At 61.4% G+C, this 25,677-nt stretch carries 17 protein-coding genes; 3 read left to right on the top strand and 14 right to left on the bottom strand.

From position 1 onward, the window contains the following. Positions 1 to 24: 24 nt before the first annotated feature. The 7 genes from purU to U862_RS0100230 form a co-directional block, all read right to left on the bottom strand. Positions 25 to 882 (bottom strand): formyltetrahydrofolate deformylase, encoded by an 858-nt coding sequence (purU, locus tag U862_RS0100260; protein ID WP_025108559.1) that lies wholly within the window; start codon positions 880 to 882, stop codon positions 25 to 27. 138 nt (positions 883 to 1,020) lie between these two features. Continuing rightward, entirely contained in the window at positions 1,021 to 1,653 is a 633-nt protein-coding gene (locus tag U862_RS0100255; RefSeq protein ID WP_025108558.1) for a sarcosine oxidase subunit gamma, read from the bottom strand. A gap of 144 nt (positions 1,654 to 1,797) precedes the next feature. Continuing rightward, on the bottom strand, positions 1,798 to 4,815 hold the full coding sequence (locus U862_RS0100250) for a sarcosine oxidase subunit alpha (RefSeq protein WP_025108557.1): 3,018 nt from the start codon (positions 4,813 to 4,815) through the stop codon (positions 1,798 to 1,800). Next, positions 4,812 to 5,141, bottom strand: a complete 330-nt coding sequence (locus U862_RS0100245; protein ID WP_016986286.1) for a sarcosine oxidase subunit delta — start codon at positions 5,139 to 5,141, stop codon at positions 4,812 to 4,814. The genes U862_RS0100250 and U862_RS0100245 overlap by 4 nt, the downstream gene beginning before the upstream one ends. 14 nt (positions 5,142 to 5,155) lie before the next feature. Next, the gene (locus U862_RS0100240; RefSeq protein WP_003206307.1) at positions 5,156 to 6,406 is read right to left on the bottom strand and encodes a sarcosine oxidase subunit beta; all 1,251 of its coding nucleotides are present in this window, start codon (positions 6,404 to 6,406) and stop codon (positions 5,156 to 5,158) included. Positions 6,407 to 6,426: 20 nt separating this feature from the next. Beyond that, positions 6,427 to 7,680 carry a serine hydroxymethyltransferase gene (gene glyA / locus U862_RS0100235; RefSeq protein ID WP_003228965.1) on the bottom strand — a complete coding sequence of 418 codons (1,254 nt, stop codon included), beginning with the start codon at positions 7,678 to 7,680 and terminating at the stop codon, positions 6,427 to 6,429. 286 nt (positions 7,681 to 7,966) lie between these two features. After that, positions 7,967 to 8,677: a TraX family protein gene (locus U862_RS0100230; protein WP_025108556.1), complete on the bottom strand. Its 711-nt coding sequence runs from the start codon at positions 8,675 to 8,677 to the stop codon at positions 7,967 to 7,969. Positions 8,678 to 8,803: 126 nt separating this feature from the next. Here U862_RS0100230 and U862_RS0100225 point away from each other — a divergent pair, with 126 nt between their 5' ends. Together U862_RS0100225 and U862_RS0100220 are read left to right on the top strand one after the other, a co-directional pair. After that, on the top strand, positions 8,804 to 9,844 hold the full coding sequence (locus U862_RS0100225; RefSeq protein WP_025108555.1) for a low specificity L-threonine aldolase: 1,041 nt from the start codon (positions 8,804 to 8,806) through the stop codon (positions 9,842 to 9,844). 208 nt (positions 9,845 to 10,052) lie between these two features. Next, complete coding sequence (locus tag U862_RS0100220) at positions 10,053 to 10,877, top strand: NAD(P)-dependent oxidoreductase (RefSeq protein ID WP_025108554.1); 825 nt, start codon at positions 10,053 to 10,055, stop codon at positions 10,875 to 10,877. Between the two features lie 121 nt (positions 10,878 to 10,998). On the opposite strand, the gene gbcB is transcribed toward U862_RS0100220, so the two are convergent. After that, positions 10,999 to 12,099, bottom strand: coding sequence for a glycine-betaine demethylase subunit GbcB (gene gbcB, locus U862_RS0100215; RefSeq protein ID WP_025108553.1), 1,101 nt, complete (start codon positions 12,097 to 12,099; stop codon positions 10,999 to 11,001). A 295-nt stretch (positions 12,100 to 12,394) separates the two neighbouring features. Here gbcB and gbcA point away from each other — a divergent pair, with 295 nt between their 5' ends. Continuing rightward, positions 12,395 to 13,690, top strand: coding sequence for a glycine-betaine demethylase subunit GbcA (gene gbcA / locus U862_RS0100210; RefSeq protein WP_025108552.1), 1,296 nt, complete (start codon positions 12,395 to 12,397; stop codon positions 13,688 to 13,690). A 103-nt stretch (positions 13,691 to 13,793) separates the two neighbouring features. Here gbcA and U862_RS0100205 read toward each other — a convergent pair whose 3' ends face one another. The 6 genes from U862_RS0100205 to dgcB form a co-directional block, all read right to left on the bottom strand. After that, complete coding sequence (locus U862_RS0100205; protein ID WP_025108551.1) at positions 13,794 to 15,038, bottom strand: metallophosphoesterase; 1,245 nt, start codon at positions 15,036 to 15,038, stop codon at positions 13,794 to 13,796. Positions 15,039 to 15,063: 25 nt separating this feature from the next. After that, complete coding sequence (locus U862_RS0100200; RefSeq protein ID WP_025108550.1) at positions 15,064 to 16,932, bottom strand: hypothetical protein; 1,869 nt, start codon at positions 16,930 to 16,932, stop codon at positions 15,064 to 15,066. 158 nt (positions 16,933 to 17,090) lie between these two features. Beyond that, positions 17,091 to 20,543 carry a GMC oxidoreductase gene (locus U862_RS0100195; protein WP_025108549.1) on the bottom strand — a complete coding sequence of 1,151 codons (3,453 nt, stop codon included), beginning with the start codon at positions 20,541 to 20,543 and terminating at the stop codon, positions 17,091 to 17,093. A 1,069-nt stretch (positions 20,544 to 21,612) separates the two neighbouring features. Next, positions 21,613 to 22,383 (bottom strand): electron transfer flavoprotein subunit beta, encoded by a 771-nt coding sequence (locus U862_RS0100190; protein ID WP_025108548.1) that lies wholly within the window; start codon positions 22,381 to 22,383, stop codon positions 21,613 to 21,615. 15 nt (positions 22,384 to 22,398) lie between these two features. Beyond that, positions 22,399 to 23,619: an electron transfer flavoprotein subunit alpha/FixB family protein gene (locus tag U862_RS0100185; RefSeq protein WP_025108547.1), complete on the bottom strand. Its 1,221-nt coding sequence runs from the start codon at positions 23,617 to 23,619 to the stop codon at positions 22,399 to 22,401. Continuing rightward, complete coding sequence (dgcB, locus tag U862_RS0100180) at positions 23,619 to 25,568, bottom strand: dimethylglycine demethylation protein DgcB (RefSeq protein ID WP_025108546.1); 1,950 nt, start codon at positions 25,566 to 25,568, stop codon at positions 23,619 to 23,621. Before dgcB ends, U862_RS0100185 begins: the two co-directional genes overlap by 1 nt. Positions 25,569 to 25,677 lie beyond the last annotated feature (109 nt).

Below are 25,677 nucleotides of genomic sequence, written 5' to 3'. Positions count from 1 at the left end.
AGCGGGTTTGCTCGCGAAAGCGATCTAAAGAACGACCGTACGATTGGCGTTGAGAAACACCCTCCGCTCAATGTGATAACCAACGGCCCGGGCCAGGGTCAGGCCTTCAATATCGCGCCCTTTGGCAATCAGATCCTCAGGGTAATGACTGTGATCCACCGCCTCGACGCCTTGGGCAATAATCGGCCCTTCATCGAGATCGTTGTTGATGTAATGCGCCGTGGCGCCCACCAGTTTCACGCCTTTGTTGTAGGCCTGGTGATACGGCTTGGCACCCTTGAAGCCCGGCAGCAGCGAGTGGTGAATGTTGATCGCCTTGCCGTCGAGCTTGCGGCACAACTCCGGCGACAGCACCTGCATGTAGCGGGCAAGGATCACCAGTTCGGCGCCGGAATCTTCGATCACCTGCCACACCTGACGCTCCTGCGACGGCTTGTCGTTGGGGTCGAGGGGGAAGTGGTAGTAGGGAATCTGGTGCCAGTCGGCCAGCGGCTTGAGATCCGGGTGATTGGACACCACCGCCGCCACGTCCATCGACAACTGGCCAATGCGCTGGCGATAGAGCAAGTCGTTGAGGCAGTGATCGGCCTTGGAGACCATGATCACCACTTTCGGCCGGTAGTTTGGCGCGGTCAGTTCGAAGATCATGCCGAACGCCTGTCCGCGTTCGGCCAAGCCTGCACGGAAGGATTGTTCGTCGAAGCCGTCAGGCTGACGGAACTCCACGCGAATGAAGAAGCGGCCCGAGAGCCGGTCATCGAACGAGTGGTGCTCGGTGACGTAGCAACCCTGCTCGAACAGAAAACGCGTCACCGCGTCCACGGTGCCGAGGACGCTGGGGCAGTCGGCGGTCAGAATCCATGTGTCTGGGGCTCGGCTCATGGTGCGGTGACTCCTGTTCTGTGTTCGGGGTGTCAGGGGGATTTTTTCCCCTCACCCTAGCCCCCTTGGGGGAGAGGGTTGGGGTGAGGGGGCAAAATTCTCAGGCCCTACACGCAAGCAAACTCGACGCAATTCACCTCAAGCCTGGACGCTAAGCCCGTATTCGGCGGACGCATCCTGCAGCCACAACCACCAGTAATCCGAGAAGCTGCGACGAATCAGCAATTCCCAGGTGTCTTCCGCCGTATGGCGAATCATCAGCTGCGACTTGGCGAACACCGTGCCGACGGCTTTGCCGACCGGAAAGCTGTTCGGGTGCACGTCGTAGCTGGTGGATTTCATCAGCACCTGACGCACGTTCGGCCCGCTCAGTTCGAGCACTTGCTGGCCGCCGCTGACGTTGACGATCGCGATGTGCAGATCGCCCAGCGCTTCACGCAGTTTCTGCTCGGCGGCGAACTCTTCACCGCTCGGCACGATCAGCAGCCACTCGTCCGGGCCCATCCATTGCAGGCTGGTTTCGCCTTTGACGATCACGCTCAGGGCGCCGGGTAATTCAATGCCCAGGGCCTTGTGCACGCCAGCGGCGAAGGCGGCATCGTGGCCATCGCCACGAATGGTCAGGTGACCGAGGAGTTTCTTTTCACGCACGATCACGCCGGCGTTCTTGCGGCCCTTGCCGACCAGGCTGGCGAGGTCGGCATGGTGCAGCGACGATTCGGCACGGGCACCGGTGGTCGGGCGTTGTTGGTACACGTTGGCTGTGGTCATAAAGCACCTTTGCTGAATTCTGTTGGTTCCTGCGGTGACTGCTCTACCGCTTTCGCGAGCAGGCTCGCTTCCACAGGGGAACGCGGTCGAATGTGGGAGCGAGCCTGCTCGCGAATAGCCGCCCGCCCACAGTTCTTGAGGCCATCAAATGTTCTGCCGATCACCCTTCGGATCGAAGAACACCGAAGAAACAATCTCCGCCTCGATCACGCTGCCATCGGCCAGCGGTGCAAACACCCGCTCGCCCATGCGCTTCAGACCGCCCTTGACCACCCCCATTGCAAACGAATAACCGAGGGAGTTGTGCGCGTAACTGGAGGTGACATGGCCGACCATGGTCATCGGGATCGCCTGCTTGGTGTTGAACACCAGTTGCGCACCTTCCGGCAGCCACACGTTCGGATCGATCGGCTTCAGGCCCACCAGTTGTTTACGCTGATCACGCACACAGTCTTCACGGTTCATGCCGCGCTGGCCGATCCACGAGAACGGTTTGGTGCGCCCCACACACCAGCCCATGTTCAGATCGTCCGGGGTCATCGAGCCGTCAGTGTCCTGACCGACGATGATGAAACCCTTCTCGGCGCGCAGCACGTGCATGGTTTCGGTGCCATATGGCGTCAGGTTGAAGGCCTTCCCTGCCTCAACAATCTTCTCCAACACACCCATCGCGTAGTCGGCCTGCACGTTGACTTCGTACGACAGCTCACCGGTGAACGAGATGCGGAACACCCGCGCCGGCACACCGCCGACCAGACCTTCTTTCCAGGTCATGAACGGGAAGGCTTCGTTGCTCAGGTCGATATCCGTCACAGCGCTGAGCAGCTTGCGGCTGTTCGGGCCGGACAGGGTCATGGTTGCCCAGTGGTCGGTGACAGAAGTGAAGTAGACCTTCATGTCCGGCCATTCGGTCTGGTGGTACAGCTCCAGCCATTGCAGCACGCGGGCCGCGCCGCCGGTGGTGGTGGTCATGACGAAATGGTTGTCGGCCAGACACGCCGTCACACCGTCATCGAAGACCATGCCGTCTTCTTTGCACATCAGGCCATAGCGGGCCTTGCCCACGTCGAGCTTGGTCCAGGCATTGGTGTACACGCGGTTAAGGAACTCGCGGGCATCCGGGCCTTGAATGTCGATCTTGCCCAGGGTCGAGGCGTCGAGCAGGCCGACGCTGTCGCGCACAGCCTTGCATTCGCGCTTGACCGCTGCATGCAGGTCTTCGCCGTTTTTCGGGAAGTACCAAGGACGCTTCCACTGACCGACGTCTTCGAATTCGGCGCCGTTCTTCACATGCCAGGCATGCAGTGCGGTGTGACGCACCGGTTCGAAGATGTGCCCGCAATGACGCCCGGCCACAGCGCCGAAGGTCACCGGCGTGTAGTTCGGGCGGAACATCGTGGTGCCCATCTGCGGGATGGTCACGTTCAGCGAACGGGCGGCAATCGCCAGGCCGTTGACGTTGCCGAGCTTGCCCTGATCGGTGCCGAAGCCCAGCGCGGTGTAACGTTTGACGTGTTCGACCGACTCGAAACCTTCGCGGGTCGCCAGTTCGATGGCGGCGGCGGTGACGTCGTTCTGCAGGTCGACGAATTGTTTCGGCGCACGCGAGGTGCCCTTCTCATGCGGTACCTGGAACAGCGCCAGGGTCGCTTCTTCGAGACGGCTCAGCGCTTTGGGCAGCGTACCTTCAACCACACCGAAACCGGCTTCACTGGCAGCGCGTGCGCCACCTTCGAAACCATCGGCCAGCGAATCACCGAGGCCGTAAACGCCATTGATGCCGCCGACACACACGCGCTTCTGCGGTGCTTCGCCCGGTACGAAACCGAGGATGTCTTCACGCCAGGTCGGCTTGCCGCCGAGGTGCGAAGCCAAGTGAACGACCGGGCTGTAACCACCGGAACTGGCGATCACGTCGCAGTCGAGCCACTCGCCCGGACTGGTCACGGCATGTGCTTTGACATCAATTGCGGCGACGCGGGCAGCGGTAACGCGTTTGCTGCCACGGGCTTCGATCACGGCGCTGCCGGTGAGGATGCGGATACCTTTGGCGCGGGCTTCTTCCACCAGCGCACCACGCGGGTTGCTGCGCGCATCAGCGATGGCCACCACTTGCAGACTGGCGTCGAGCCAATCGAGTGCCACGCGGTAGGCGTGATCGTTGTTGGTGGTCAGCACCAGTTTTTTGCCCGGCGCCACGCCGTAACGGCGTACGTAAGTCGAGACCGCACCGGCGAGCATGTTGCCCGGCACGTCGTTGTTGCCGTAGACCAGCGGACGTTCGTGCGTACCGGTCGCCAACACCACACGCTTGGCGCGAACGCGGTGGATGCGCTGACGCACCTGGCCGATTGGCGCGCGGTCACCGAGGTGATCGGTGAGGCGTTCGTGAATGGTCAGGAAGTTATGGTCGTGGTAGCCGTTGACCGTGGCGCGCGGCAACAGCAGCACGTCCGGGGTGTTCTTCAATTCAGCAATGACGCTGGCAACCCACTCCACCGCCGGTTTGCCGTCGAGGCTTTCGCGGGAATCAAGCAGGCTGCCGCCGAACTCCTCTTGCTCATCGGCAAGAATCACCCGGGCACCGCTGCGCGCAGCGGCCAAGGCAGCCGCCAGACCGGCAGGGCCGGCGCCGACGATCAGCACGTCGCAGTGCTGGTTCATGTAGTCGTAGGTGTCCGGATCGACTTCGGTCGGCGAGCGGCCCAGGCCGGCAGCCTTGCGAATGTACTTCTCGTAAGTCATCCAGAACGATTGCGGGTACATGAAGGTTTTGTAGTAGAAACCCGGTGGCATCAGCTTGCCGCCGACCTTGCCGAGAATGCCCATCATGTCGTTGTTGACGCTCGGCCAGCCGTTGGTGCTGGTGGCGACCAAACCTTGATACAGCGCCTGTTGCGTGGCGCGCACGTTGGGAATCTGCGTGGCTTCGGTCGCACCGATCTGCAGCACCGCGTTCGGCTCTTCGGCACCGGCGGCGAAGATCCCGCGAGGACGCGAATACTTGAAGCTGCGGCCGATGATGTCGACGCCGTTGGCGATCAGCGCCGAGGCCAGCGAGTCGCCCTCGAAGCCTTTGTAGTTCTGACCGTTGAAGGTGAAGCTCAGCACTTTGTTGCGGTCGATCCGTCCACCGTTGGACAGGCGATTGGTCTGGCTCATACCTTCTCTCCCAGCGCCGTCGTGGCTGTTTTCGCCGTATCAGCCTTGTCGGTGAATTGCGGCTTGGTGCCGATCTTGTAGGTTTCGAGAATCTCGTAGGTCACGGTGTCGCGGGTGACGTTGAAGTACTGGCGGCAACCGGCGACGTGATCCCACAGCTCGTGGTGCAGACCGCGCGGGTTGTCGCGGAAAAACATGTAGTCGCCCCACTCTTCATCAGTGCAGGCGCCAGGGTCGAGCGGGCGCGGAATGTGCGCCTGACCGGATGCGTGGAATTCCTCTTCGGAGCGCAGTTCGCCGCAGTGAGGACAGAAGATATGCAACATGGGGATTTCTCCTGTTAGTGGGCGACGGCAGCAGCGCCGTGTTCGTCGATGAGTGCGCCGTTGTGGAAACGGTCGATGGAAAACGGTGCGGCCAATGGGTGCATTTCACCCTTGGCCAGGCTTGCGGCAAACACGTTGCCCGAGCCAGGTGTGGCCTTGAAGCCACCGGTGCCCCAACCGCAGTTGAAGAACATGTTCGGTACCGGGGTTTTCGAAATGATCGGGCAGGCATCCGGGGTGGTGTCGACGATGCCGCCCCACTGGCGGTTCATGCGTACGCGCGACAGCACCGGGAACATCTCGACGATGGCCTGAATGGTGTGTTCGATCACCGGGTACGAACCGCGCTGGCCGTAGCCGTTGTAGCCGTCGATACCGGCACCGATCACCAGGTCGCCCTTGTCGGACTGGCTGATGTAACCGTGCACGGCGTTGGACATGATCACGCTGTCGATAATCGGTTTGATCGGCTCGGACACCAGCGCTTGCAGCGGGTGGGATTCGATCGGCAGGCGGAAACCGGCGAGCTTGGCCATGTGCCCGGAGTTACCGGCGGTGACCACGCCGACGCGCTTGGCGCCGATGAAACCCTTGTTGGTCTCAACACCGATGCACACACCGTTTTCCTTACGGAAACCGATCACTTCGGTCTGCTGGATCAAGTCCACGCCCAAGGCGTCGGCGGCGCGGGCAAAGCCCCAGGCCACGGCATCGTGACGGGCCACACCACCACGACGCTGGACGGTCGCGCCCATCACCGGGTAACGGGTGTTTTTCGAGCAGTCGAGGTACGGAATTTCGTCCGCCACTTGCTTGGCATTGAGCAGCTCGCCGTCGACGCCGTTGAGGCGGTTGGCGCTGACCCGACGCTCGGAATCACGGATGTCCTGCAGGGTGTGGCACAGGTTGTAGACGCCGCGCTGGGAGAACATCACGTTGTAGTTCAGATCCTGGGACAGGCCTTCCCAGAGTTTCATCGCGTGTTCGTAGAGGTGCGCCGACTCGTCCCACAGGTAGTTGGAACGCACGATGGTGGTGTTGCGCGCGGTGTTACCGCCGCCCAGCCAGCCTTTCTCGACCACGGCCACGTTAGTGATGCCGTGCTCTTTGGCCAGGTAGTAGGCGGTCGCCAGACCGTGCCCGCCACCGCCGACGATGACCACGTCGTAGACCTTCTTCGGCGTGGGCGTGCGCCACATGCGCTGCCAGTTTTCGTGGTGGCTGAGGGAGTGTTTGAAGAGGCCGAAGCCCGAATAGCGTTGCATAGTCATTTACTCCAAACCGCTCAGCGATAAACCGGGTAGTCGGCGCACAGTGCCGCGACGTTCTTGGCCACATTCGCTTCAACATCGGCGTCACCGAGGTTGTCGAGGATGTCGCAGATCCAGCCGGCCAGCACTTCGCACTGGGCAACCTTGAAGCCACGCGTGGTGACCGCCGGGGTGCCGATGCGCAGGCCCGAGGTCACGAACGGCGACTGCGGGTCGTTCGGCACAGCGTTCTTGTTGACGGTGATGTGCGCACGGCCAAGGGCGGCGTCTGCATCTTTACCGGTCAGGCCCTGACGGATCAGGCTGACCAGGAACAGGTGGTTGTCGGTACCGCCGGACACTACATCGTAGCCACGTTTGATAAACACGCTGGCCATGGCCTTGGCGTTGTCGATCACTTGTTGCTGATAAGCCTTGAAGCCTGGCTCCAGCGCTTCCTTGAAGCACACCGCTTTACCGGCGATGACGTGCATCAGCGGGCCGCCCTGAGCGCCGGGGAATACCGCCGCGTTGAGCTTTTTCTCGATCTCTTCGTTGGACTTGGCCAGGATCAGCCCGCCACGCGGACCGCGCAGGGTCTTGTGAGTCGTGGTGGTGACCACGTCGGCGTACGGCAGCGGGTTCGGGTACAGACCGGCGGCCACCAGACCGGCCACGTGGGCCATGTCGACGAACAGCAATGCGCCAACCTTGTCGGCGATCTGCCGGAAGCGCGGGAAGTCCAGGGTCTTGGAGTAGGCGGAGAAACCGGCGACGATCATCTTCGGCTTGCACTCGACGGCCAGACGCTCGACTTCGTCGTAATCGATCAAACCGGTGTCGGTGTTGATGCCGTACTGCACCGCGTTGTACAGCTTGCCCGAGGACGACACTTTGGCGCCGTGGGTCAGGTGACCGCCGTGGGCCAGGCTCATGCCGAGGATGGTGTCGCCCGGCTGGATCAGCGCCAGGTACACGGCACTGTTGGCCGACGAACCGGAGTGCGGCTGGACGTTGGCGTAATCGGCGCCGAACAGCTGCTTGGCGCGTTCGATGGCCAGCGCTTCGACTTTATCCACATGCTCGCAGCCGCCGTAGTAGCGCTTGCCCGGATAACCTTCGGCGTATTTGTTGGTCAGGCCGCTGCCTTGCGCTTCCATGACGCGTTTGCTGGTGTAGTTTTCCGACGCAATCAGCTCGATGTGATCTTCCTGACGTTGCTCCTCGGCATTCATCGCCGCCAGCAGTGCATCGTCGTAACCCTGGATCTGGTCTTGCTTGCTGAACATCGCGTCTCTCCCGGCGGCGTCGGTGCGCCATTTTGTCTTGGTCAGGCACGCCGCTGGCGGCAGTGCCCTTTGATGCGATGGTATGACCGGCGCAGACAGCTCAAATGCCTACGGACGCCACGCAAAGGTGCGTTTACGACATGGTTCGAAATGGCTTGCCGGACACATTCATCGAATCGGCGCAGATCACCTGTGGGAGCGGGCTTGCTCGCGAAGGCGGATTTGTCATTCACCCTCTCCGTTGACTGAACCACCGCTTTCGCGAGCAAGCCCGCTCCCACAGGGGTTATGTGAAGAGCTGGCGGAGGGCGAGCAGCAAGAGGAAATGCACGGGATAGAGTGCGTAGGCCCAACGGCGCATGGGCGGCGGATGGAGAGACCTGGCGTGTCGCAACAAGAACAGCCCGAGCATTGGCGCAATCAGACATGCCGCGATGCCGAACACCGCCACGTAGTTGCCGAACTGCGCCGCCTCATACAGCACCTGCCACTGATTGCCCGCCAGACACACGAGCCCCGGCAGCAGACTGAAATACCAGCGCCGACCAATCACCAGCAGCAACGCCAGCGGCAACAGCACACCCGACACGCCGAACATCAGCCACTGCGAAAACAGCGCCGCCAGCACCAAGGCACCGACGCCCAACAGTCGCGACAGCAGCGTGCGATCCTGCCAGCCCCGCGCCACCAGCAACCCCAGCGCCAGCGTGGGCATCACGTTCAAGGTGTCTGGATCAGGAATGTACCAGCGGTAAGGAATCTCGCTGACTGCACTGAACAGCAGCAGCCAGCCCAGATAGCGCCATTGCGTTTTCTGCACGCCGACACGCGAGAGATTCACCGCCATCGCCAAACAGAACCACGGGAAGGCCATCCGCCCCGGAACATACAGCCAATCGGCGCTGATCCCGACATATCGCAGATGATCGAGCAGCATGCTCAACAACGCCAGCCACTTGAGCAAATCCAGCGCGCCGTCGCGTTTAGTCACGTGCATAATCGGGTCGCCAACTGGTAATTTTCTGACAGCGACATCCCGTGTGCTCCCCGGAAGATCTTCGGTAAAGTGCGCACCATCATTGACCACGAGCCTTCACAAGAGTCTCGACCACGGAAGCCGGCCATGACCGACAAGAGCCAACAATTCGCCAGCGACAACTACTCCGGTATCTGCCCTGAAGCCTGGGCTGCCATGGAACAGGCCAACCACGGCCACCAGCGCGCCTATGGTGACGATGAGTGGACCGCACGCGCGTCCGATCATTTCCGCAAACTGTTCGAAACCGACTGCGAGGTGTTCTTCGCCTTCAACGGCACCGCCGCCAACTCGCTGGCGCTGTCGTCCCTGTGCCAGAGTTACCACAGCGTGATCTGCTCGGAAACCGCCCACGTCGAAACCGACGAATGCGGCGCGCCGGAATTCTTCTCCAACGGCTCGAAACTGCTGATCGCCGGCACCGAAAACGGCAAGATCACCCCGCAGTCGATCCGCGAAGTCGCGCTCAAGCGCCAGGACATCCACTATCCCAAACCACGCGTTGTAACGCTGACCCAGGCCACTGAAGTCGGCAGCGTCTACACCCCGGAAGAAGTCCGCGCCATCAGCGCCACCTGCAAGGAACTGGGCCTGCACCTGCACATGGACGGCGCGCGTTTCTCCAACGCCTGCGCCTTCCTCGGCTGCTCGCCGGCCGACCTGACCTGGAAGGCCGGCGTCGATGTGCTGTGCTTCGGCGGCACGAAAAACGGCATGGCGGTGGGTGAGGCCATTCTGTTCTTCAACCACAAACTGGCTGAAGACTTCGACTACCGCTGCAAGCAGGCCGGGCAACTGGCGTCGAAAATGCGCTTCCTGTCGGCGCCATGGGTCGGCATTCTCGAAAACGACGCCTGGCTCAAATACGCCCGTCACGCCAACCACTGCGCGCAACTGCTGGCCGAGCTGGTCAGCGACATTCCGGGCGTCGAACTGATGTTCCCGGTGCAGGCCAACGGCGTGTTCCTGCAACTGTCGGAGCCGGCCATCGCCGCCCTGACCGCGAAGCAGTGGCGCTTCTACACCTTCATCGGCAAGGGCGGCGCACGCTTCATGTGCTCGTGGGACACCGAAGAAGAACGCGTGCGCGAACTGGCCCGCGACATCCGCGAAGTCATGTCCGCCTGATAGCTCCCCTCCCCTGCGGGAGCGAGCCTGCTCGCGAAGAGGCCGGCGCATCCGACATAGAACTCGGCTGACAGACCGCTCTCGCGAGCAGGCTCGCCCCCACAAAAGCTCGCCCAATCCAATCGCCCCTCCTCGTTCGCACCTGAAGACTTCGTCTACATTGTCTGTCGAGCCCTCCGCTCACATAACAATAAGCAGGAGCATCGGCATGTCGTTACAAGGCAAAACCCTGTTCATCACCGGCGCCAGCCGTGGCATTGGCCGTGAGATTGCGCTGCGGGCCGCAAAGGACGGGGCCAATATCGTCATCGCAGCCAAGAGCGCCGAACCCCACGCCAAACTCCCCGGCACCATCCACAGCGTCGCCGCCGAAGTCGAAGCGGCGGGCGGCAAAGCGTTGGCATTGCAACTGGACGTGCGTGATGAAGACGCCGTGCGCCAGGCACTCGCGCAAGCCAACGAACATTTCGGCGGTATCGACGCATTGGTGAACAACGCCGGAGCGATCAAGCTCACCGGCGTGCAACACATCGAACTCAAGCGTTTCGACCTGATGCACCAGATCAACACCCGCGCGGTGCTGCTGTGCAGCCAGGCCGCCCTGCCCTACCTGAAGAAATCCGCCGGGCACATCCTCAACCTGTCGCCGCCGCTGAATCTGGCGAGCAAGTGGTTCGCGCAGTACAGCCCGTATACGGTGACCAAGTACGGCATGAGCATGCTGACGGTGGGCATGAGCGAGGAATTCGCCAGTTACGGGATCAGCGTCAACTCACTGTGGCCGCAGACGATGATTGCCACGGCGGCTATCGAGTTTCAGCTGGGCAATCGCGATTCATTCAAGCATGCACGTTCGCCTTCGATCATGGCGGACGCGGCGCATGTGATTTTGACTAGCCGCCAACGGCAGATCACCGGGCGGTTGCTTATCGACGAAGAAATTTTGCGCGAGCACGGCGTGACTGAATTCGATCACTACCGCTTTGAACCGGGCAGCACTGCAACCCTGATGCCCGACCTGTTTATCGATTGAAAACACATCCCCCTGTGGGAGCGGGCTTGCTCGCGAAGGCGTCGGATCAGTCAATATCAACGTTGAATGACACACCGCTTTCGCGAGCAAGCCCGCTCCCACATTGGGTTTGTGCAAAACCTTAGAATTCGATTCTGACGTCGCCCTTCGGCACACTGCAGCACGACAAGATAAACCCTTCAGCCTCGTCGTCCTCGGTAATCCCGCCGTTGTGCTCCATCTCCACTTCGCCGCCCAGCTTCAGTACCTTGCACGTCCCGCAAATCCCCATGCCGCAGGCTTTCGGAATCATCAGGCCGAGCTTGGCAGCCGCCGCATGCACGGTCTCGCCCGGGGCTACGCGGATGCTCTTGCCGGACGCGGTGAATTCGACCTGATGCAGATCCGCCGCATCGATTTCCGGGGCATCGGCTGCCTGCTCGGCCTGCTCCACCGCATCGGCACGGGCTTCCGGTGGCGTAGCACCGAAAGATTCCTCGTGGTAACGGCTCATGTCGTAACCGGCGACTTCCAGCAGGCGCTTGACCGCGTTCATGTACGGCGTCGGGCCGCAGCAGAACACTTCGCGCTCAAGGAAGTCGGGCACCATCAGTTCGAGCATCTTGTGATTGAGGTAGCCACGGTAGCCGGCCCATGGCTCGCCCAGCCCGTGTTTCTCGCAGATCAGGTGCAGGCTGAAGTTGTCGATCCGCGACGCCATGTGTTCCAGCTCGCGGTGGTAAATGATGTCTTTCGGCGAGCGCGCGCTGTGGATAAAGGTCATGTCGACGTTGGCGTTGGTGTCGTAGAACCAGCGCGCCATCGACATGCACGGGGTGATCCCCACGCCGCCGCTCAGATAAAGCACTTTCGGGCTCGGGAAGTCGATGGCGTTGAACAGTCCTACCGGCCCGTGCACCGCCAGTTCCTGCCCTTCATGAAGGGTGTCGTGCAGCCAGTTGGACACCTTGCCGCCCGGCACACGCTTGATGGTCACCGAAAAGCTGTACGGCACCGACGGCGAACTGGAAATCGTGTACGAGCGCATGATCGGCTGGCCTTCGATTTCCAGCTCCAGGGTCACGAACTGGCCGGGCTTGAAGAAGAACAGGATCGGCTGATCCGCCATGAAGCAGAAGGTGCGCACGTCCCAGGTTTCCTGGATGACTTTGACGCAACGGACGATGTGTCGGCCATTGGCCCAGGTCTGGGTGGTGACCGGATTCAGGAAGCTGTTGGACATGCTGTTCTCCACGGCCGACTGTCGGCCTTCATGTGGCGATTCTGCGTATAGCGCAGACCGCCCGTTTACCTATCCGCGACATCGGCATACTTATCGCGACCAGCCCCCAACCACCGGGGGTTGCGCGTCGGGAACAGATTGCACCATGTCGCCCATGGATAAGGTTCCGGGCAGCGCCGGCCCCACACTCGCCTCACACCAAGACAGATTCTTTACACCTTGCGTAGCAACCGTTAGCAGCACACCTGATTAGCCACTTTCGCCGGCCACGCAGATGGCCATGAGGATCACATCGATGGACGTCACCGCAAAAATCAGCCTGGGCGATCCGCTGGAACCCGCACGCAAGGCCACCGCACAAATGCTCCAGGAGCGCGAGCGCACCTTTTCGCTGCCGCAACCGTTCTACAGCGACGAGCGGCTGTTCGATATCGACATGCAGGAGATCTTCCAGAAAGAATGGCTGATCGCCGGCATGACCTGCGAGATCCCGGCCAAAGGCAACTACCTGACGCTGCAGATCGGCAAAAACCCGATCATCGTCATCCGTGGTGCCGAAGGCGTGGTGCATGCGTTTCACAACGTCTGCCGGCACCGCGGTTCGCGCCTGTGCACCAGCGACAAGGGCAAGGTCGCCAAACTGGTCTGCCACTACCACCAGTGGACATACGAGCTGGACGGTCGCCTGCTGTTCGCCGGCACCGAAATGGGCGCCGACTTCGACATGAAGCAGTACGGCCTCAAACCAGTGAACGTGAAGACCGCCGGCGGCTACATCTTCATCAGCCTGGCGGAAAATCCGCCGGCCATCGATGACTTCCTGTCGACGCTGAACCACTACATGGAACCGTACGACATGGAGAACACCAAGGTGGCGATTACCACCACCTTGATGGAAAAGGCCAACTGGAAACTGGTGCTGGAAAACAACCGCGAGTGCTACCACTGCAACGCGTCGCACCCGGAACTGCTGAAAACCCTGCTGGAGTGGGACGACGTCACCGACCCGCGCGCCGATCAGGCATTCAAGGATCACGTCGCCGCCTCTGCTGCCGCCTGGGAAGCCGAGAAGATCCCTTACGCCCACGCCAGTTTCGGCCTGCGTAACCGCATCGTGCGCATGCCGCTGCTCAAGGGCACCGTGTCGATGACCCTCGATGGCAAACAGGGCTGCGCGAAACTGATGGGCCGCATCAAGAATCCGGACCTCGGCTCGATGCGCATCCTGCACCTGCCGCACTCGTGGAACCACTGCATGGGCGACCACATCATCGTCTTCACCGTGTGGCCGATCAGCGCGCAGGAAACCATGGTCACCACCAAATGGCTGGTGCACAAGGACGCGGTCGAAGGCGTGGACTACGACGTCGAGCGCATGCGTCAGGTGTGGGATGCGACCAACGATCAGGACCGTCGTCTGGCTGAAGAGAACCAGCGCGGGATCAACTCGACGGCTTACCAGCCGGGGCCGTACTCCAAGACCTATGAGTTTGGCGTGGTCAACTTCGTCGACTGGTACAGCGAGCGTCTGTTGAGCAACCTTGGGGCCGAGCCTGCGCCGTACCTCAAAGGCGTCCCCGTCCAGGGCTAAAAGCAAAGGCAAAAAGCTTCGCGAGCAGGCTCACTCCTACAGGGGAACGCATTCCAACTGTAGGAGTGAGCCTGCTCGCGATGGCGTCCTCACATTCACCCAATTATTTGGATGACCACCTCACACTGCCATCCTCGCCAATAAACTCCTCAAAAATCTCCTCCCCCACCAACCTGATTTTCGCGTACCCGTTCAACACCCGCAGCGGATAGTCTGGGTCTTTTGCATCCTGAGTCTCCGAAAACAATATCCGCGAATGCCCGTTCAGCTCGCTGGTGGTGCCATAGGGAATCGCTCCGTGCCCGGCGCAGCGCGCGTGCAAACCGCCCTGGGTCGCGTAGACGATGCCGTTGTGCAGATGTCCCCAGTACCAGTAATCCGGCTCGCGCCCCAATGCATCGCACACCGGCTGGTACAGCGCGGTCTTGTTTTGCCCGGTGATATCGAAGCCCTGATGGTGGCTCAGCACCATGAGTTTCTTGCGTTTCGGCAAGCCTTTCATCCACTCGATCTGCGGCTTGTTCAGCGTACCGTCCATGTACAGATTCATGACATCCGAGGCGTACGCCGTGTCCAGTCCGACAATCAGCCAGTCGTCGTTGATCAGGGCAAAGTAGCTGGTGCCCTGCTGCCCCGGAAAACGCGCGGCCAGCTCCTTGAAATAACCGTGGGCGCCGCTGTACATCTCGTGATTGGAATTGAGGGTGAACGAACCGTGGGTGCCCATCGGCCAGCCGGCCATGTCGGTGTCTTCCTGAGAATGCGTACCGGCGTAATAGACATCCCCCAGGTGAATGGTGAAATCGGCGTTGGCCAGCTGCATCTGGTTGGCCACCGACACCGCCGGCGCATGGCTGTTGAACGGCCCCGTGCCCCAGTCCCCGGCAATCGCCAGCGTCACCTCGCGATCCATTTGCACCAGCGCCGGGTCAGTACCGAAGGTCGCGTGATGACGCAGGTTTTCGATCCACTTGAGCAGTGCTTCGCTCCACAGCAGATCCAGCAGTTCCCACTTGCGACATCCCAACAGCGTGCCGTCCTTGAGCACTTTGGTTTGCAGTTGGTCGGGTGATTGCGGCAAGGGTGTCGCGTTGCCGATCCGCAGGATCGACAAACCGTGGGACAACTCCCACGGCACGGCCGGCTCGTCGTCCGGCAACTCGCCGTACTTGAGCACGTACTGCGCCTGATCGTGACCGCGCTGGAGCAACTTGATGATGGCCTGAAACTCCTCGGGTTCCAGTTCGCTGATGAGCTTCATCCAGGCCATTTCCACCCGCGTGAACAGACCGTGCAGACGTACTTTGACCTTGTCGATTTCATGCTTGAGATGAGCGACTGCTGACATGACGAAATCCTCTATCCGTAAGGGCTCACAGGGTTTTCATGAATTCGATCAGCGCACGCTTGTCGTCGTCCGACAACTGCGTGCCATACAGGTGACCGGTGTTGTGGTTGCCCTCCAGCCGGGTGTCGTAGTTGAAGTCCGCCGAGGCCTTGGCCTGGGCTCCCGTGGTGACGAAACCGACGTTGACCGGGTCGTACACGTCGGAGCCGGTAATGAACACGACCGGACGTTTTTCCGGCGGTTGCAGCAGGTCCCACAAAGTCGGCACCGAACCGTTGTGCAGGTAAGGCGCACGCAACCAGACGCCGTCAGTCGGCGTGTTGCTGTAGCTTTGGGTCTTGCGATACGCACCGAAGTCGAACGGCGGTTTCTTGAAGGTATGGAACGCCGCCACCAGACCGGTGGTGAACGAGTCCAACCGATGTGGATCAGTGCCCAGTTGATCGATGTGGGTGGTGACCTGCCCGGTATCGGCACGACCGAAGTCGTGACAAGCGGCGCAATTGGCCTCCCAGATCGGTTTGCCCTGGGCGACTTTGGCCTGATCCAGTGCCCACGGCCACGCCGGTGCCTTGTGCCCGAGCAGCCAGTTGGTCACGCGGTTGAAACTGGGCGGGAGCACCGATTCCGGTGTTGCGCCCACGGCCATGGCGGCGGCGTAGTTGCGTTCATGGATTTTGTTGTTATTGCCGTCCCAGTGCAGGTACATCGATTCCCGCGGTTTCTGGTTCCACACTTGCGGCAGGTCGACAGTGCCGATGGTCGAGTCATCCGGGAAGCCGAACACCACCATTTTCGTCGGGTTGAAGGTGTCGGTGCGCCCCGGCCCCTGTTGCGGCCGCAGCTTCTGCCAGGCGTAGGCCTGCTTCTGCTTGAGCAAGGCGCTTTTCGCCATCGGGATGATCAGGTAACGGTTGTAGAGTTTCTCGAAGAAGCCCAGCTGGAATTTGCTGTTGATCGCCGCCATCACCGCGTCGGTGGTGAATTTCGGATCGCTGGCGCAATCGTAGGCGTACCACTGGAAGGCCTGCAGTTGCAGGGTGTTGGCCGGCGCGCTCGGCACGTTGACCGCGACGTCGCTGGCACTGGCGCGGTAGGAACCGGTGTGGCACAGCGCGCAGTTCGGCTCTACCGTCGGGTAGCCGATCTGCCGCTTGGCCATGCCGATCGGAAGGTCCTTGCCGTTCTCATAGAGAAAGCCGAAGACTTCCCAGCCGCCGGGCTTGGGCATTTTTTCCGGGCACATCTGCGGCAGCACGGCAAACAGGTAATACGGGATTCGCGCTTCGATGCCCAGGCCGATGGCGGCGTATTTGTAGTGATCCTCGTCCGAGGCGTATTCCTGCTCCGGCACCACCCGCAGCATCTGGTACCAGGTCTCGTAACCGATGAAACCGAGCACTGCCAGCACCACCAGTGTTCCGACCTTGAAGCCGTGGCTCTGCCATTGCCGCTTCCACGCCGCGCGCCATTCACGCCAGCCATCGCACAGCAGCGCCCATGGCCGGTTCTGCGGCGTGGTGCCGAGGTACAGCAAAATGCCGAGGATCAGAAAGAAGCTCAGATCGCCCATCAGCATCGGTACGAACACCGAGCCCTGGATGCTGGTATTGATCAGGTAGATCCAGAACACCACGGCAATCAGCCGTGTCAGTACGCACAGCCAGGAATGCACCACATAGCGCGGCGCGTTGAAGCCCGACGGCATGTAAAACACGCTGATGCCCACCAGCAGCATCCCGGCGTTTTCCAGCCATGGGTCGGAAAGTTGCGGCGGCAGACCGACCACCGATGTCAGCAACCCCGGCGCAAACAGCGCAGGAATCGCGAACACCATGTTCATCGCAATGCCGATCCAGATGAAGCGTTGAAACCAGCGAATACAGGTATCCATGTCATCCATTTCCTTGTGCAGACCCAAGAGATGCATCGCCAGACACAGCGCTTTCGCGAGCAAGCCCGCTCCCACACTGGATTGGGGATCTCCCACCGACTGACACAAAAACCCTGTGGGAGCGAGCTTGCTCGCGAAGCGGTCGACTCGGTCCAACGTCAACCGAGGGCAGTTTTCTCCAGGTGCTCAAGGATGATCGGATACACATCCACCACCGCATTCTTGCCGAACATGCAGTCGATGTGGCCATAGCCTGGCACCACATGCCGGCTGTAGCGCTCCGGCCCGTGGACTTCGCACACTCGCTGGTAGGTTTTCAGCGTACTTTCAGGCAGATAACACTGGTTCTCCGCGCCGCTGATGAAGCAGATCGGCATGCTCAGCCGATCGAAGTGCGGCATGTACACATCGTTGCCTTTGAAATCCACCAGATGCCCTTTGCGCACGATCAGTGCCAGGTGCTCGAAGGTCTCGATGTTCGACTCGCCGAACAACTCATGCAGGTTGTCGTGCAGGGTTTCGTTGAGGGTGTCGTGGCGATACAGCGAGGCGTACATGAAGGTGATGCGATGGCACACCGGGTTGGTGCAATAGCCCTGCGCCTCGATCCGCGCGTAGCCGTTGAGGGCTTTGTCGTAGAGCCGGTTGAACCAGTTCTCCTTGCTGTCGGCATAGGCGGTCATCGACTTGATACCGATGGCATCGAGCATCCCCGGCAGGTGCAGACCGGCCTTAAGTCCCGTCGCAGTGGCGACCACGGTGTCAGCGGCAATCTGCGAGCAGACCACCGAACGCACACCTTGCAGCCCCGCCAGCATCGACATGAAGAACGTCGTCGCGCCGTAGCAGTGCACCACGCACTGCACATCTTTGGCGTGAGTCGCTTGCTGAATTTGCGCGATGGCAGCCTTGAAGTCGTACTGGGCGATCTGGTCGCCGTTCCATTCCTTCTTGCTCGCTGGCAACAGAATGCTCACACGGAAATCCAGCAACCACACGTCGTAATCGTGCTTGCACAGGTACTCCAGCAGGTTGGTCTGGATGGTGTCGGTAGAAAAGATGTTCGAACCCACACCGAGGCCATGCACCAGCATCACCGGGCCTTTGCTGCCGGCCTGATAACGGGTCAGGCGCAGCTCGACGCCATCCTCGGTGGGGAAGAAATGCACCACTGGGGTGGGCGCATCCAGCGGCCGCTTCAGCCGTGGCGGCGCATCGGGGTTGAAGTAGATATCGCCCGCGAAGACCCCGCCGTAACTTTCCCAGAGAATCCCGGCGAAGAACTTGCCGAACCGCGCCAGCCCTTCGATGCGCTCACGCTCGTTACGCGCATTGAGCACTTTCATGGTGGTCATCTGCTTGGCGAAATCGGTCGGATGAATGTGCATCACCCCGGAGCCGATCACCTCGCCCGACTTGTCCGGCCCGCGATACAGCGTCACATAGAGGGTGCTGGTGTCGTGCCAGATGTTCAGCACGCCGTTGTCTTCCGGCACGGTTTTGAAGGCGCTGAAGAAATAGTCGTTGCCGTCCTCGGCGGTCAGTTTCATGTCGTACTTCATGTGCCGCGTATCGACCTGCTGCTCGAATTGCTCGAACAGGTTGAACACGCCATTGCTGGCCGTCAGTGGCTGTGGTGACAGCGCCGGGGCGATCACTGTGCCGACGATGGTCGCGGCGTGTTCCGGCTCCTTGATCATCCGGTTGAGGTCGTTGGCGGTAATGGTCAGGGTGAAGTCGATCGGCGAATTGTCCGCCTCGCCGCGTTTAGCTGCCGCTTCGTAGACTTTCAGGTCGGTGCTTTGCGCGGCAGTGAACGCCCGGGAGAAATAGCCCTTCATGGTTTCGGTGAACTGCACCCCGAGGGTCGGCGGCGCCACTTGTTTGCGCGGTGCCGAGGGCAGCGTGTAGTCGATGTGCCAACCGCGGTCGGCGGCCAGCAGGCCCATGTTGCGCTCGCTCACAGCGGAGATGGTCAGCAACGGATTGACCGCCAGCGACGTCGGGATCACCGCGCCGTCGGTCACGTACAGGCTGGCGTAGACATCCGTGCCGGCAGCGCCGCTGAACACCTGGCCCTTGTGATTGACCACGCCTTGCGCGGCGTCTTCGCCCATCACGCAACCGCCCAGCGGATGCACCGAAACAATGCTGTGCTTGAGCAATTGGGTCCAGATCGGATTCTCCACCCAGACCCCGCCCAATGCCTTGGTGCTCTGATACAGGCGTTCGTTGCCGAGCTTGAAGTTTTCCTGCTCGCCGACACCCGGCCAGTCGATGCGCAACTGGTCTTTGTTGTCGAGAATCATCCGGCCCTGGCCGCTGTCGTGACTCATGATCAGGTAGGTCTGCATGTTGTGCAGCGCGCCGTGATAGGGGCCGCGCAGGAAGCTTTCGGCTTCGCGCTCCTTGTAGCCGAGCTTGCCGCTGAAACTGTCATCGGTGGCCTTGCCGATCATCTCGGCGAACCCGGCCATGGCCGGCACCATCGGCCGGCCGAGAGCGCCGGGAATCGAACCTTCCTCGATGACCATGCGGCTGCGCCAGTCACCTTCGGTGCGCATGTCGATGACCGAGGTGATGCACGGGCCGACCGGTTGCAGCTCCTTCGCCGAATGCGCGCCGAAGCCGATGCCGTTGATGGTCTGCTCGCAGTTGTGGCCGAAGCCGAGGATGTCCCCGTTGCCGCTCATGTTCTCGCCTAGCTGGCCGGACATCACCAGGCCCTTGTCCCGCGAGCGCAGGAGAATTTCGGTAGAGCCGAGGGTGCCGGCGGAGACCACGACGATGTCGGCCTTCACAAACAGCGTCGGCGCCGAGAACATCTCACGCCCACTGTCCAGATACTGGAAGTGCACGATCCAGCCATCGCCATCACGCTCCAGGTAACGCACCTCGGCCTGGCAGAAAATCTCCGCGCCGTGGTTCCAGGCGTCCGGCAGATAGTTCATCAACGTGGTGTTCTTGGCCTTGTTGTTACAGCCCGAGACGCAGTCGCCGCACTGGTTGCACGGCAGTTGCTCGACGCCGACATGGTTGAGGTTGTTCGGCAGTCTGTCGAAGGTCACGTTGATCGGCGGCTTGTAGAAGTGCGCGCCCTGCTTGAGGTAGTCCGCAGACTTTTTGTTGGCGTCGAGCTTGGGCAGATTCGGCGCGGTGTTCGGGTACGGGTTGGGCTTGAGCATTTCCCGGGCGCGGGCGTAACCGTCCTTGAGCAGCGTATCGCGGTGTTCACGCACCGCCTGCGGCCAGCGCGGGTCATCGAACACCCCGGGTTCCGGCTCCAGGGCAACGTTGGCGTTGATCAGCGAGGTGCCGCCGAGGCCGCAACCGACCACCACGTTCTGCTGGGCGTTGACGTGCAGATCGAACAGCCCGGTGCGCGAGCCGATATGGCCGTCCGGGTCGTGAACCTGTAGCTCTTCGGTCGCGGCAATCATGGTGTTGGGGTATTCGCCGGGCTGGATTTCCCGCCCGCGTTCAAGCAGGCACACCTGCTTGCCGGCTCGGGACAGGCGCGACGCAGCAATGCCGCCGCCATAACCGGAGCCGATGACGATCACGTCGTAGTGTTCCTTGATCTCGCTGATGGGCGTTGCGATGCGTGTCATGAAGGTGTTCCTCTCTCAGGCAGATGGGGCAACTCTGCGGTTGCCTGCAATCAATGGACGAACGGGCACCTGGCCTCCGGGACGAGCCCGGCGACAGCACAGCGGTTGCAGCAGAGGTCGCTACAGACGAGCGTGTTGATTGGCGGCACGACGTAACGTGCGCTTGCGTGGCGAGGGGGGATGGCGGTGTGGGCGGCTATCCATCATGCGTTCTCCCAGAACCTGATGTGGATAAGTAACGGCTGTCCTTGTGCCATTGCAGTGAAGACAGCGCAGGAATCGAAGTCAAGGCAACGGTTTAGAACTGTATGAAATCTGATCAATTGCCGTTTGGACTATGACTGGCGGGGCCTGCGGGGTTCGACGAACAAGTTATCCACATAGCCACCCACAGCAAATGGGGGTAACTGTGGATGAAGCAGAAAATAACGGACTGATTTGTGAAGAAAAAGCGTGACTTATCCAGAATCAAGCTTTGCCCGAACGATCGATCATTATTTGATCAGCAGCCTGTATCACCCGTTCCGCGTGGCTTTCAGAGGATGACAAACACCTTATCCACAGAAGCGCCAACAGAGAACGGGGGTAAGTTTTGTTCCTCTGTGGAAAAGCGCTAAAGGCTCTGGAAACCCGGGCGCTGGAGGGAGGTTCGCAGGCCTTAGATGGACATTTGATGGTTTTTTAAACAAGTCGTTGTAAGCCACGTTTTATAAGGCTCGCAGCGTATAGCGAACATCTTATCCACAGAAGCGCCAACAGAGATTGGGGGCAACTTGCTGAGTTATTCAGGATAAAAAGCCAGAAAAAACCGCAACTTAGGCTGGTTGTTTTTTGATCGGATGGCTGCAGGGCTTGATTGGCGTGGTCCGCAGGCATAGGCAAACACGTTATCCACAGATCCGCCAACAGGGATTGTGGGTAAACACATTGAAACTTGCTAATCCCCTATCCAATGTAGGAGCGGGCTTGCTCGTGAAAGCGGTGTGTCAGTCACCGTAAGCGGCTGATCGATTGCATTCGCGAGCAAGCCCGCTCCCACAGGGGTTGTTCAGCGCCTGGAAGAATATGGCTAGCGCACGACGCCTTCTTCGATAAGGAGTTTGAGGATCGCGTCAGCGCCCGCCTGCGCCGTGACACCTTTCAACACTTGCCCACCGCCACCACTGGCCTTGGCCGTCGCCGCCTTCATCCGGTCCGCACCGCTCTTGGCCTTGATCACTTTCAAGCGTTTGGGCCGTGGCTTGGCCGGTTGCAGCGTGGCAACCGCCAGCAGTTCATCGTCCAGCACTTCGACGTCTTCGGCGTTCAACACACCGCGCCGTGCCGGGCCATAGGCACTCTGCCGGGGCTTGGGTGCGGCGTTATCCACAGTCGCCAGGAAAGGCAGCTTCACCTTCAACCGCCGCCGCTGCCCGCGCGGCAAGGCTTGCAGCACCAGCGCCGAACCGTCGTTGATCGACTCGACCTGCGCCAGCCCCACCACCAGCGGCCAGCCCAGCCCTTCGGCGAGCAGAAACGGCAGCATGCCCGAGCCTTCGCCGGTTTCCGCCTGACTGCCGGTCAGCACCACCTGTGCACCGGCCTCACGCAGATAGGCAGTCAGCGCCGGCAAGGCATCGGCGCCAGCCGGTTGCTCCAGCACATGCATCTGTTCCAGGCCCATGCCCAGATAGGCACGCAGCGCCGGCTCGGCGACATCGCCGGCATGCAGCACTTGCAGGTTATCCCCCGCCAGTTGCAGGCCCAGCTCAACGGCACGCGCGTCCTGTTCGGCGCGGCGTGGCCGGCCCGAGGTCGGGTGCGCGCCGATGGAAACCAGGCTGATGACATTGGTGTTCATAACTGTGTCCTTCCCTTAAGCCGCATCGCGCTTGGCGTCGTTGCGGTAAGCCGCCACCGCCGCGATCAAGGCTTGAAGAATCTCCGCGCTCTCGCCGATCACCGACAGGTCGGCGCGTTTGATCATGTCGCAACCCGGGTCGAGGTTGATCGCCACCACCTTGTCGCAGGCACCGATGCCCTGCAGGTGCTGGATCGCCCCGGAGATACCCACAGCCACGTAGACCCTCGCAGTAACCCAGGTGCCGGACGCGCCGACCTGGCGATCACGGGCCATGAAGCCATCGTCCACCGCCACCCGCGAGGCGCCTTCGGTGGCGCCAAGCGCCGCAGCCGTTTCATGAAACAACGGCCAGTCCTTGACCCCGTTGCCGCCGGAGAAAATGAACTCGGCTTCGGCCATCGGAATCGCCGCCGGATCCACCGCCACCGCACCGAGATCCTCGATCCGCGACAAGCTGCGCGCCACCGTTGTGGATAACTCCACCGAGAGGACTTCGTGACGGGTTTCGCTGACCGGTTCTGCGCATTCGGCCGAGGCCAGAATCAAGCGCGCGACCGGGCGTGCCAGGTCTTGCAGGCCCGCACCGGCGCGGCCGATGCATTCCTGATCCTTGACCTGCCAGACCCGCGTCGCCGGGCGTTCGCCCAGTGCAGCAGCAAAGCGTCGACCCAGTTCGCCGCCACCGCTGCGGCTGTCCGGCAGCAACCAGTGGCGCGGATTGAATTGGTTATCCACAGCCCGCAGGCCCTGCACCCGTTGCTCCGGTGCATAACCGCTGAACTCATCGCCTTCCAGCACCAGCAAACGATCAACGCCAGCCGTGGCAAAAGCGGTCTCCTTGTGCTCGCCGAATACCACGGCCAGCACTGCGCCGTCCAGGCCAGCCAGTTGATGAGCGAGGCCCAGCAGGTCGCGGTCATGGCTGCTCAGGCGGCCACCGACCATGTCCGGCACCACGCTGATGTAGAACGCCGGGGCGGGCACCTGATGCAACGGCAATTGCACCTCAACCGTGGCCGAGCGTTTGACCGCCCCGCCCTGTTGTGCGCCGCTGCGGTCGATCCGTTTGATGCCGTTGGGGCCGATGAAACCGATGCCGTGCAGGTTCTTGCGGATGATGCCGTTGGGGCCCATCCAGCTGTGTTGCGCCGGCTGCATGGCCGCGTGCAGCGGGTGCAGACGGTTACGGGCAATCCATTCGGCGCGTGGATCGCGGCGGATAATTTCGCTCATCAGTGGGCCTCCGCAGGTTCACGTTTGGCCGGGGCGGCAGGCTTGTTCGGCGCGGCGTCTTCGAGCAGCGCGTCGGCCACCAGTTCGGCGATGTCCTTGATCAGCGGGCGTGGTTCGACCACACCTTCAAGCATCGCCGTGCACTGTGGACAACCCACGGCCACCAGTTCGGCGCCGGTCTCGCGGATGTCCTCCATGCGCATGTCGGGTATCCGCTGCTTGCCCGGAATGTCGGTGATCGGCGCGCCGCCACCACCGCCGCAGCAGCGCGAACGGAAGCCGGAACGCTGCATCTCCTTGACCTCGATGCCGAGGGCACGCAGCACTTCACGCGGCGCCTCGTACTCGCCGTTGTAACGGCCGAGGTAGCACGGGTCGTGATAGGTCACGCTGTTGCCTTTGTGTTGACCGAGGTTCAGCGCGCCAGCCTGAATGATTTCCGCCATGTAGGTGCTGTGGTGCTGCACCAGGTAGTTACCGTCGAAGGCGCCGTACTCGTTTTTCAGCACATGGAAGCTGTGCGGATCGCAGGTGACGATGCGGTTGAAGCTGTATTTGGCCAGGGTCTGGATATTGCGTTTGGCGAGTACCTGGAAGGTCGCTTCGTCGCCCAGACGACGGGCCACGTCACCGCTGTCGCGTTCTTCCAGGCCGAGTACGGCGAAGTCGACTTTGGCCGCTTTCAGCACTTTGACGAACGCGCGCAAGGTGCGCTGGTTGCGCATGTCGAACGCCCCGTCGCCGACCCAGAACAGCACGTCGGTGGACTTCTTCTCACTCAGCAGAGTGAGGTTCAGATCCGCTGCCCAGTTCATCCGCCCGCCGGGAGCAAAACCGCCAGGGTTATCAGTGGCGATCAGGTTTTCCAGAACCTCGGCGCCCTTGTTCGGGGTCGCGCCTTTTTCCAGGGTCAGATGGCGGCGCATGTCGACGATGGCGTCGACGTGCTCGATCATCATCGGGCATTCCTCAACGCAGGCGCGGCAGGTGGTGCACGACCACAGGGTCTCGGCATCGACCAGACCGTTAACGATCGGTTGGTGCGGGTTGCCGCTGTGCTCGCCCACAGGTTTGCCCGGATAAGGGCTGCCCGCAAACTTGGCATCGGTGCCGCCAGCGAGGCCGACAACCATGTCCTGAATCAGCTTTTTCGGGTTCAGTGGCTGGCCGGCAGCGAACGCCGGGCACGCGGCTTCGCATTTACCGCACTGCACGCAGGCGTCGAAACCGAGCAGTTGGTTCCAGGTGAAATCCTTGGGTTTCTCAACGCCCAGCGGTGCACTTGGATCATTCAGATCCAGCGGTTTCAAACCGGTCGAACGGCCGCCGCCAAAGCGCTCGGCGCGACGGTGCCAGGCCAGGTGCAAGGCACCGGCGAAGGCGTGCTTCATCGGCCCGCCCCAGGTCATGCCGAAGAACAGTTCCGACACGCCCCACAACACGCCGATGCCAAGAATGACCGCGAGCAGCCAGCCGCCGAAGTTCTCCGGAAGAATTCCGGCCACCGGCAGGGTCACCAGGAAAAACGAGGCAGAGAACGCCAGCAGGCTTTTCGGCAGGCGCATCCACGGGCCTTTCGACAGGCGCGCTGGCGGGTTGAGCCGGCGCCGATACACGAAGATCGCACCGACGAACATCACTGCCGTCATCAGTAGCAGCGCATAACCGAGAAGGCGGTTATGCAGGCCGAACCCGTGCACCAGAATCGCCAGCACAATCGACGCCACCGCACCGCCCGCCGTGGCGACGTGGGTGTTGGCGATGTATTTGTCGCGCGCCACCACGTGGTGCAGATCGACCATATAACGCTTGGGCATGGCGAACAGGCCGCCGATCAGGTCGACCTTCGAGGCCCGGCCCCGACGCCACATGGCCACCCGCCGCAACGCGCCCAGCACCGCAAGGGCCAAGGCGGCGAACAACAGGATTGGAAGAAGGGTGTTCAACATGGTGAAGCTCCCACCAGTACAGCCTGGAGAAACACGGTCTGCATTACTGTGGGAGCGGGCTTGCTCGCGAAAGCGCTGGATCAGTCAGCTCATGCAGAGCTGACAGAAT

Source organism: Pseudomonas sp. H1h (genome assembly GCF_000633255.1).
Lineage (GTDB): Bacteria > Pseudomonadota > Gammaproteobacteria > Pseudomonadales > Pseudomonadaceae > Aquipseudomonas.
This window is presented reverse-complemented; position numbering and strand designations above follow the sequence as displayed.

Coding starts and splice junctions, on each gene's coding strand:
- purU (WP_025108559.1), bottom strand. CDS start 882: ATGAGCCGAGCCCCAGACACATGGATTCTGACCGCCGACTGCCCCAGC.
- U862_RS0100255 (WP_025108558.1), bottom strand. CDS start 1,653: ATGACCACAGCCAACGTGTACCAACAACGCCCGACCACCGGTGCCCGT.
- U862_RS0100250 (WP_025108557.1), bottom strand. CDS start 4,815: ATGAGCCAGACCAATCGCCTGTCCAACGGTGGACGGATCGACCGCAAC.
- U862_RS0100245 (WP_016986286.1), bottom strand. CDS start 5,141: ATGTTGCATATCTTCTGTCCTCACTGCGGCGAACTGCGCTCCGAAGAG.
- U862_RS0100240 (WP_003206307.1), bottom strand. CDS start 6,406: ATGCAACGCTATTCGGGCTTCGGCCTCTTCAAACACTCCCTCAGCCAC.
- glyA (WP_003228965.1), bottom strand. CDS start 7,680: ATGTTCAGCAAGCAAGACCAGATCCAGGGTTACGACGATGCACTGCTG.
- U862_RS0100230 (WP_025108556.1), bottom strand. CDS start 8,677: ATGCACGTGACTAAACGCGACGGCGCGCTGGATTTGCTCAAGTGGCTG.
- U862_RS0100225 (WP_025108555.1), top strand. CDS start 8,804: ATGACCGACAAGAGCCAACAATTCGCCAGCGACAACTACTCCGGTATC.
- U862_RS0100220 (WP_025108554.1), top strand. CDS start 10,053: ATGTCGTTACAAGGCAAAACCCTGTTCATCACCGGCGCCAGCCGTGGC.
- gbcB (WP_025108553.1), bottom strand. CDS start 12,099: ATGTCCAACAGCTTCCTGAATCCGGTCACCACCCAGACCTGGGCCAAT.
- gbcA (WP_025108552.1), top strand. CDS start 12,395: ATGGACGTCACCGCAAAAATCAGCCTGGGCGATCCGCTGGAACCCGCA.
- U862_RS0100205 (WP_025108551.1), bottom strand. CDS start 15,038: ATGTCAGCAGTCGCTCATCTCAAGCATGAAATCGACAAGGTCAAAGTA.
- U862_RS0100200 (WP_025108550.1), bottom strand. CDS start 16,932: ATGGATACCTGTATTCGCTGGTTTCAACGCTTCATCTGGATCGGCATT.
- U862_RS0100195 (WP_025108549.1), bottom strand. CDS start 20,543: ATGACACGCATCGCAACGCCCATCAGCGAGATCAAGGAACACTACGAC.
- U862_RS0100190 (WP_025108548.1), bottom strand. CDS start 22,383: ATGAACACCAATGTCATCAGCCTGGTTTCCATCGGCGCGCACCCGACC.
- U862_RS0100185 (WP_025108547.1), bottom strand. CDS start 23,619: ATGAGCGAAATTATCCGCCGCGATCCACGCGCCGAATGGATTGCCCGT.
- dgcB (WP_025108546.1), bottom strand. CDS start 25,568: ATGTTGAACACCCTTCTTCCAATCCTGTTGTTCGCCGCCTTGGCCCTT.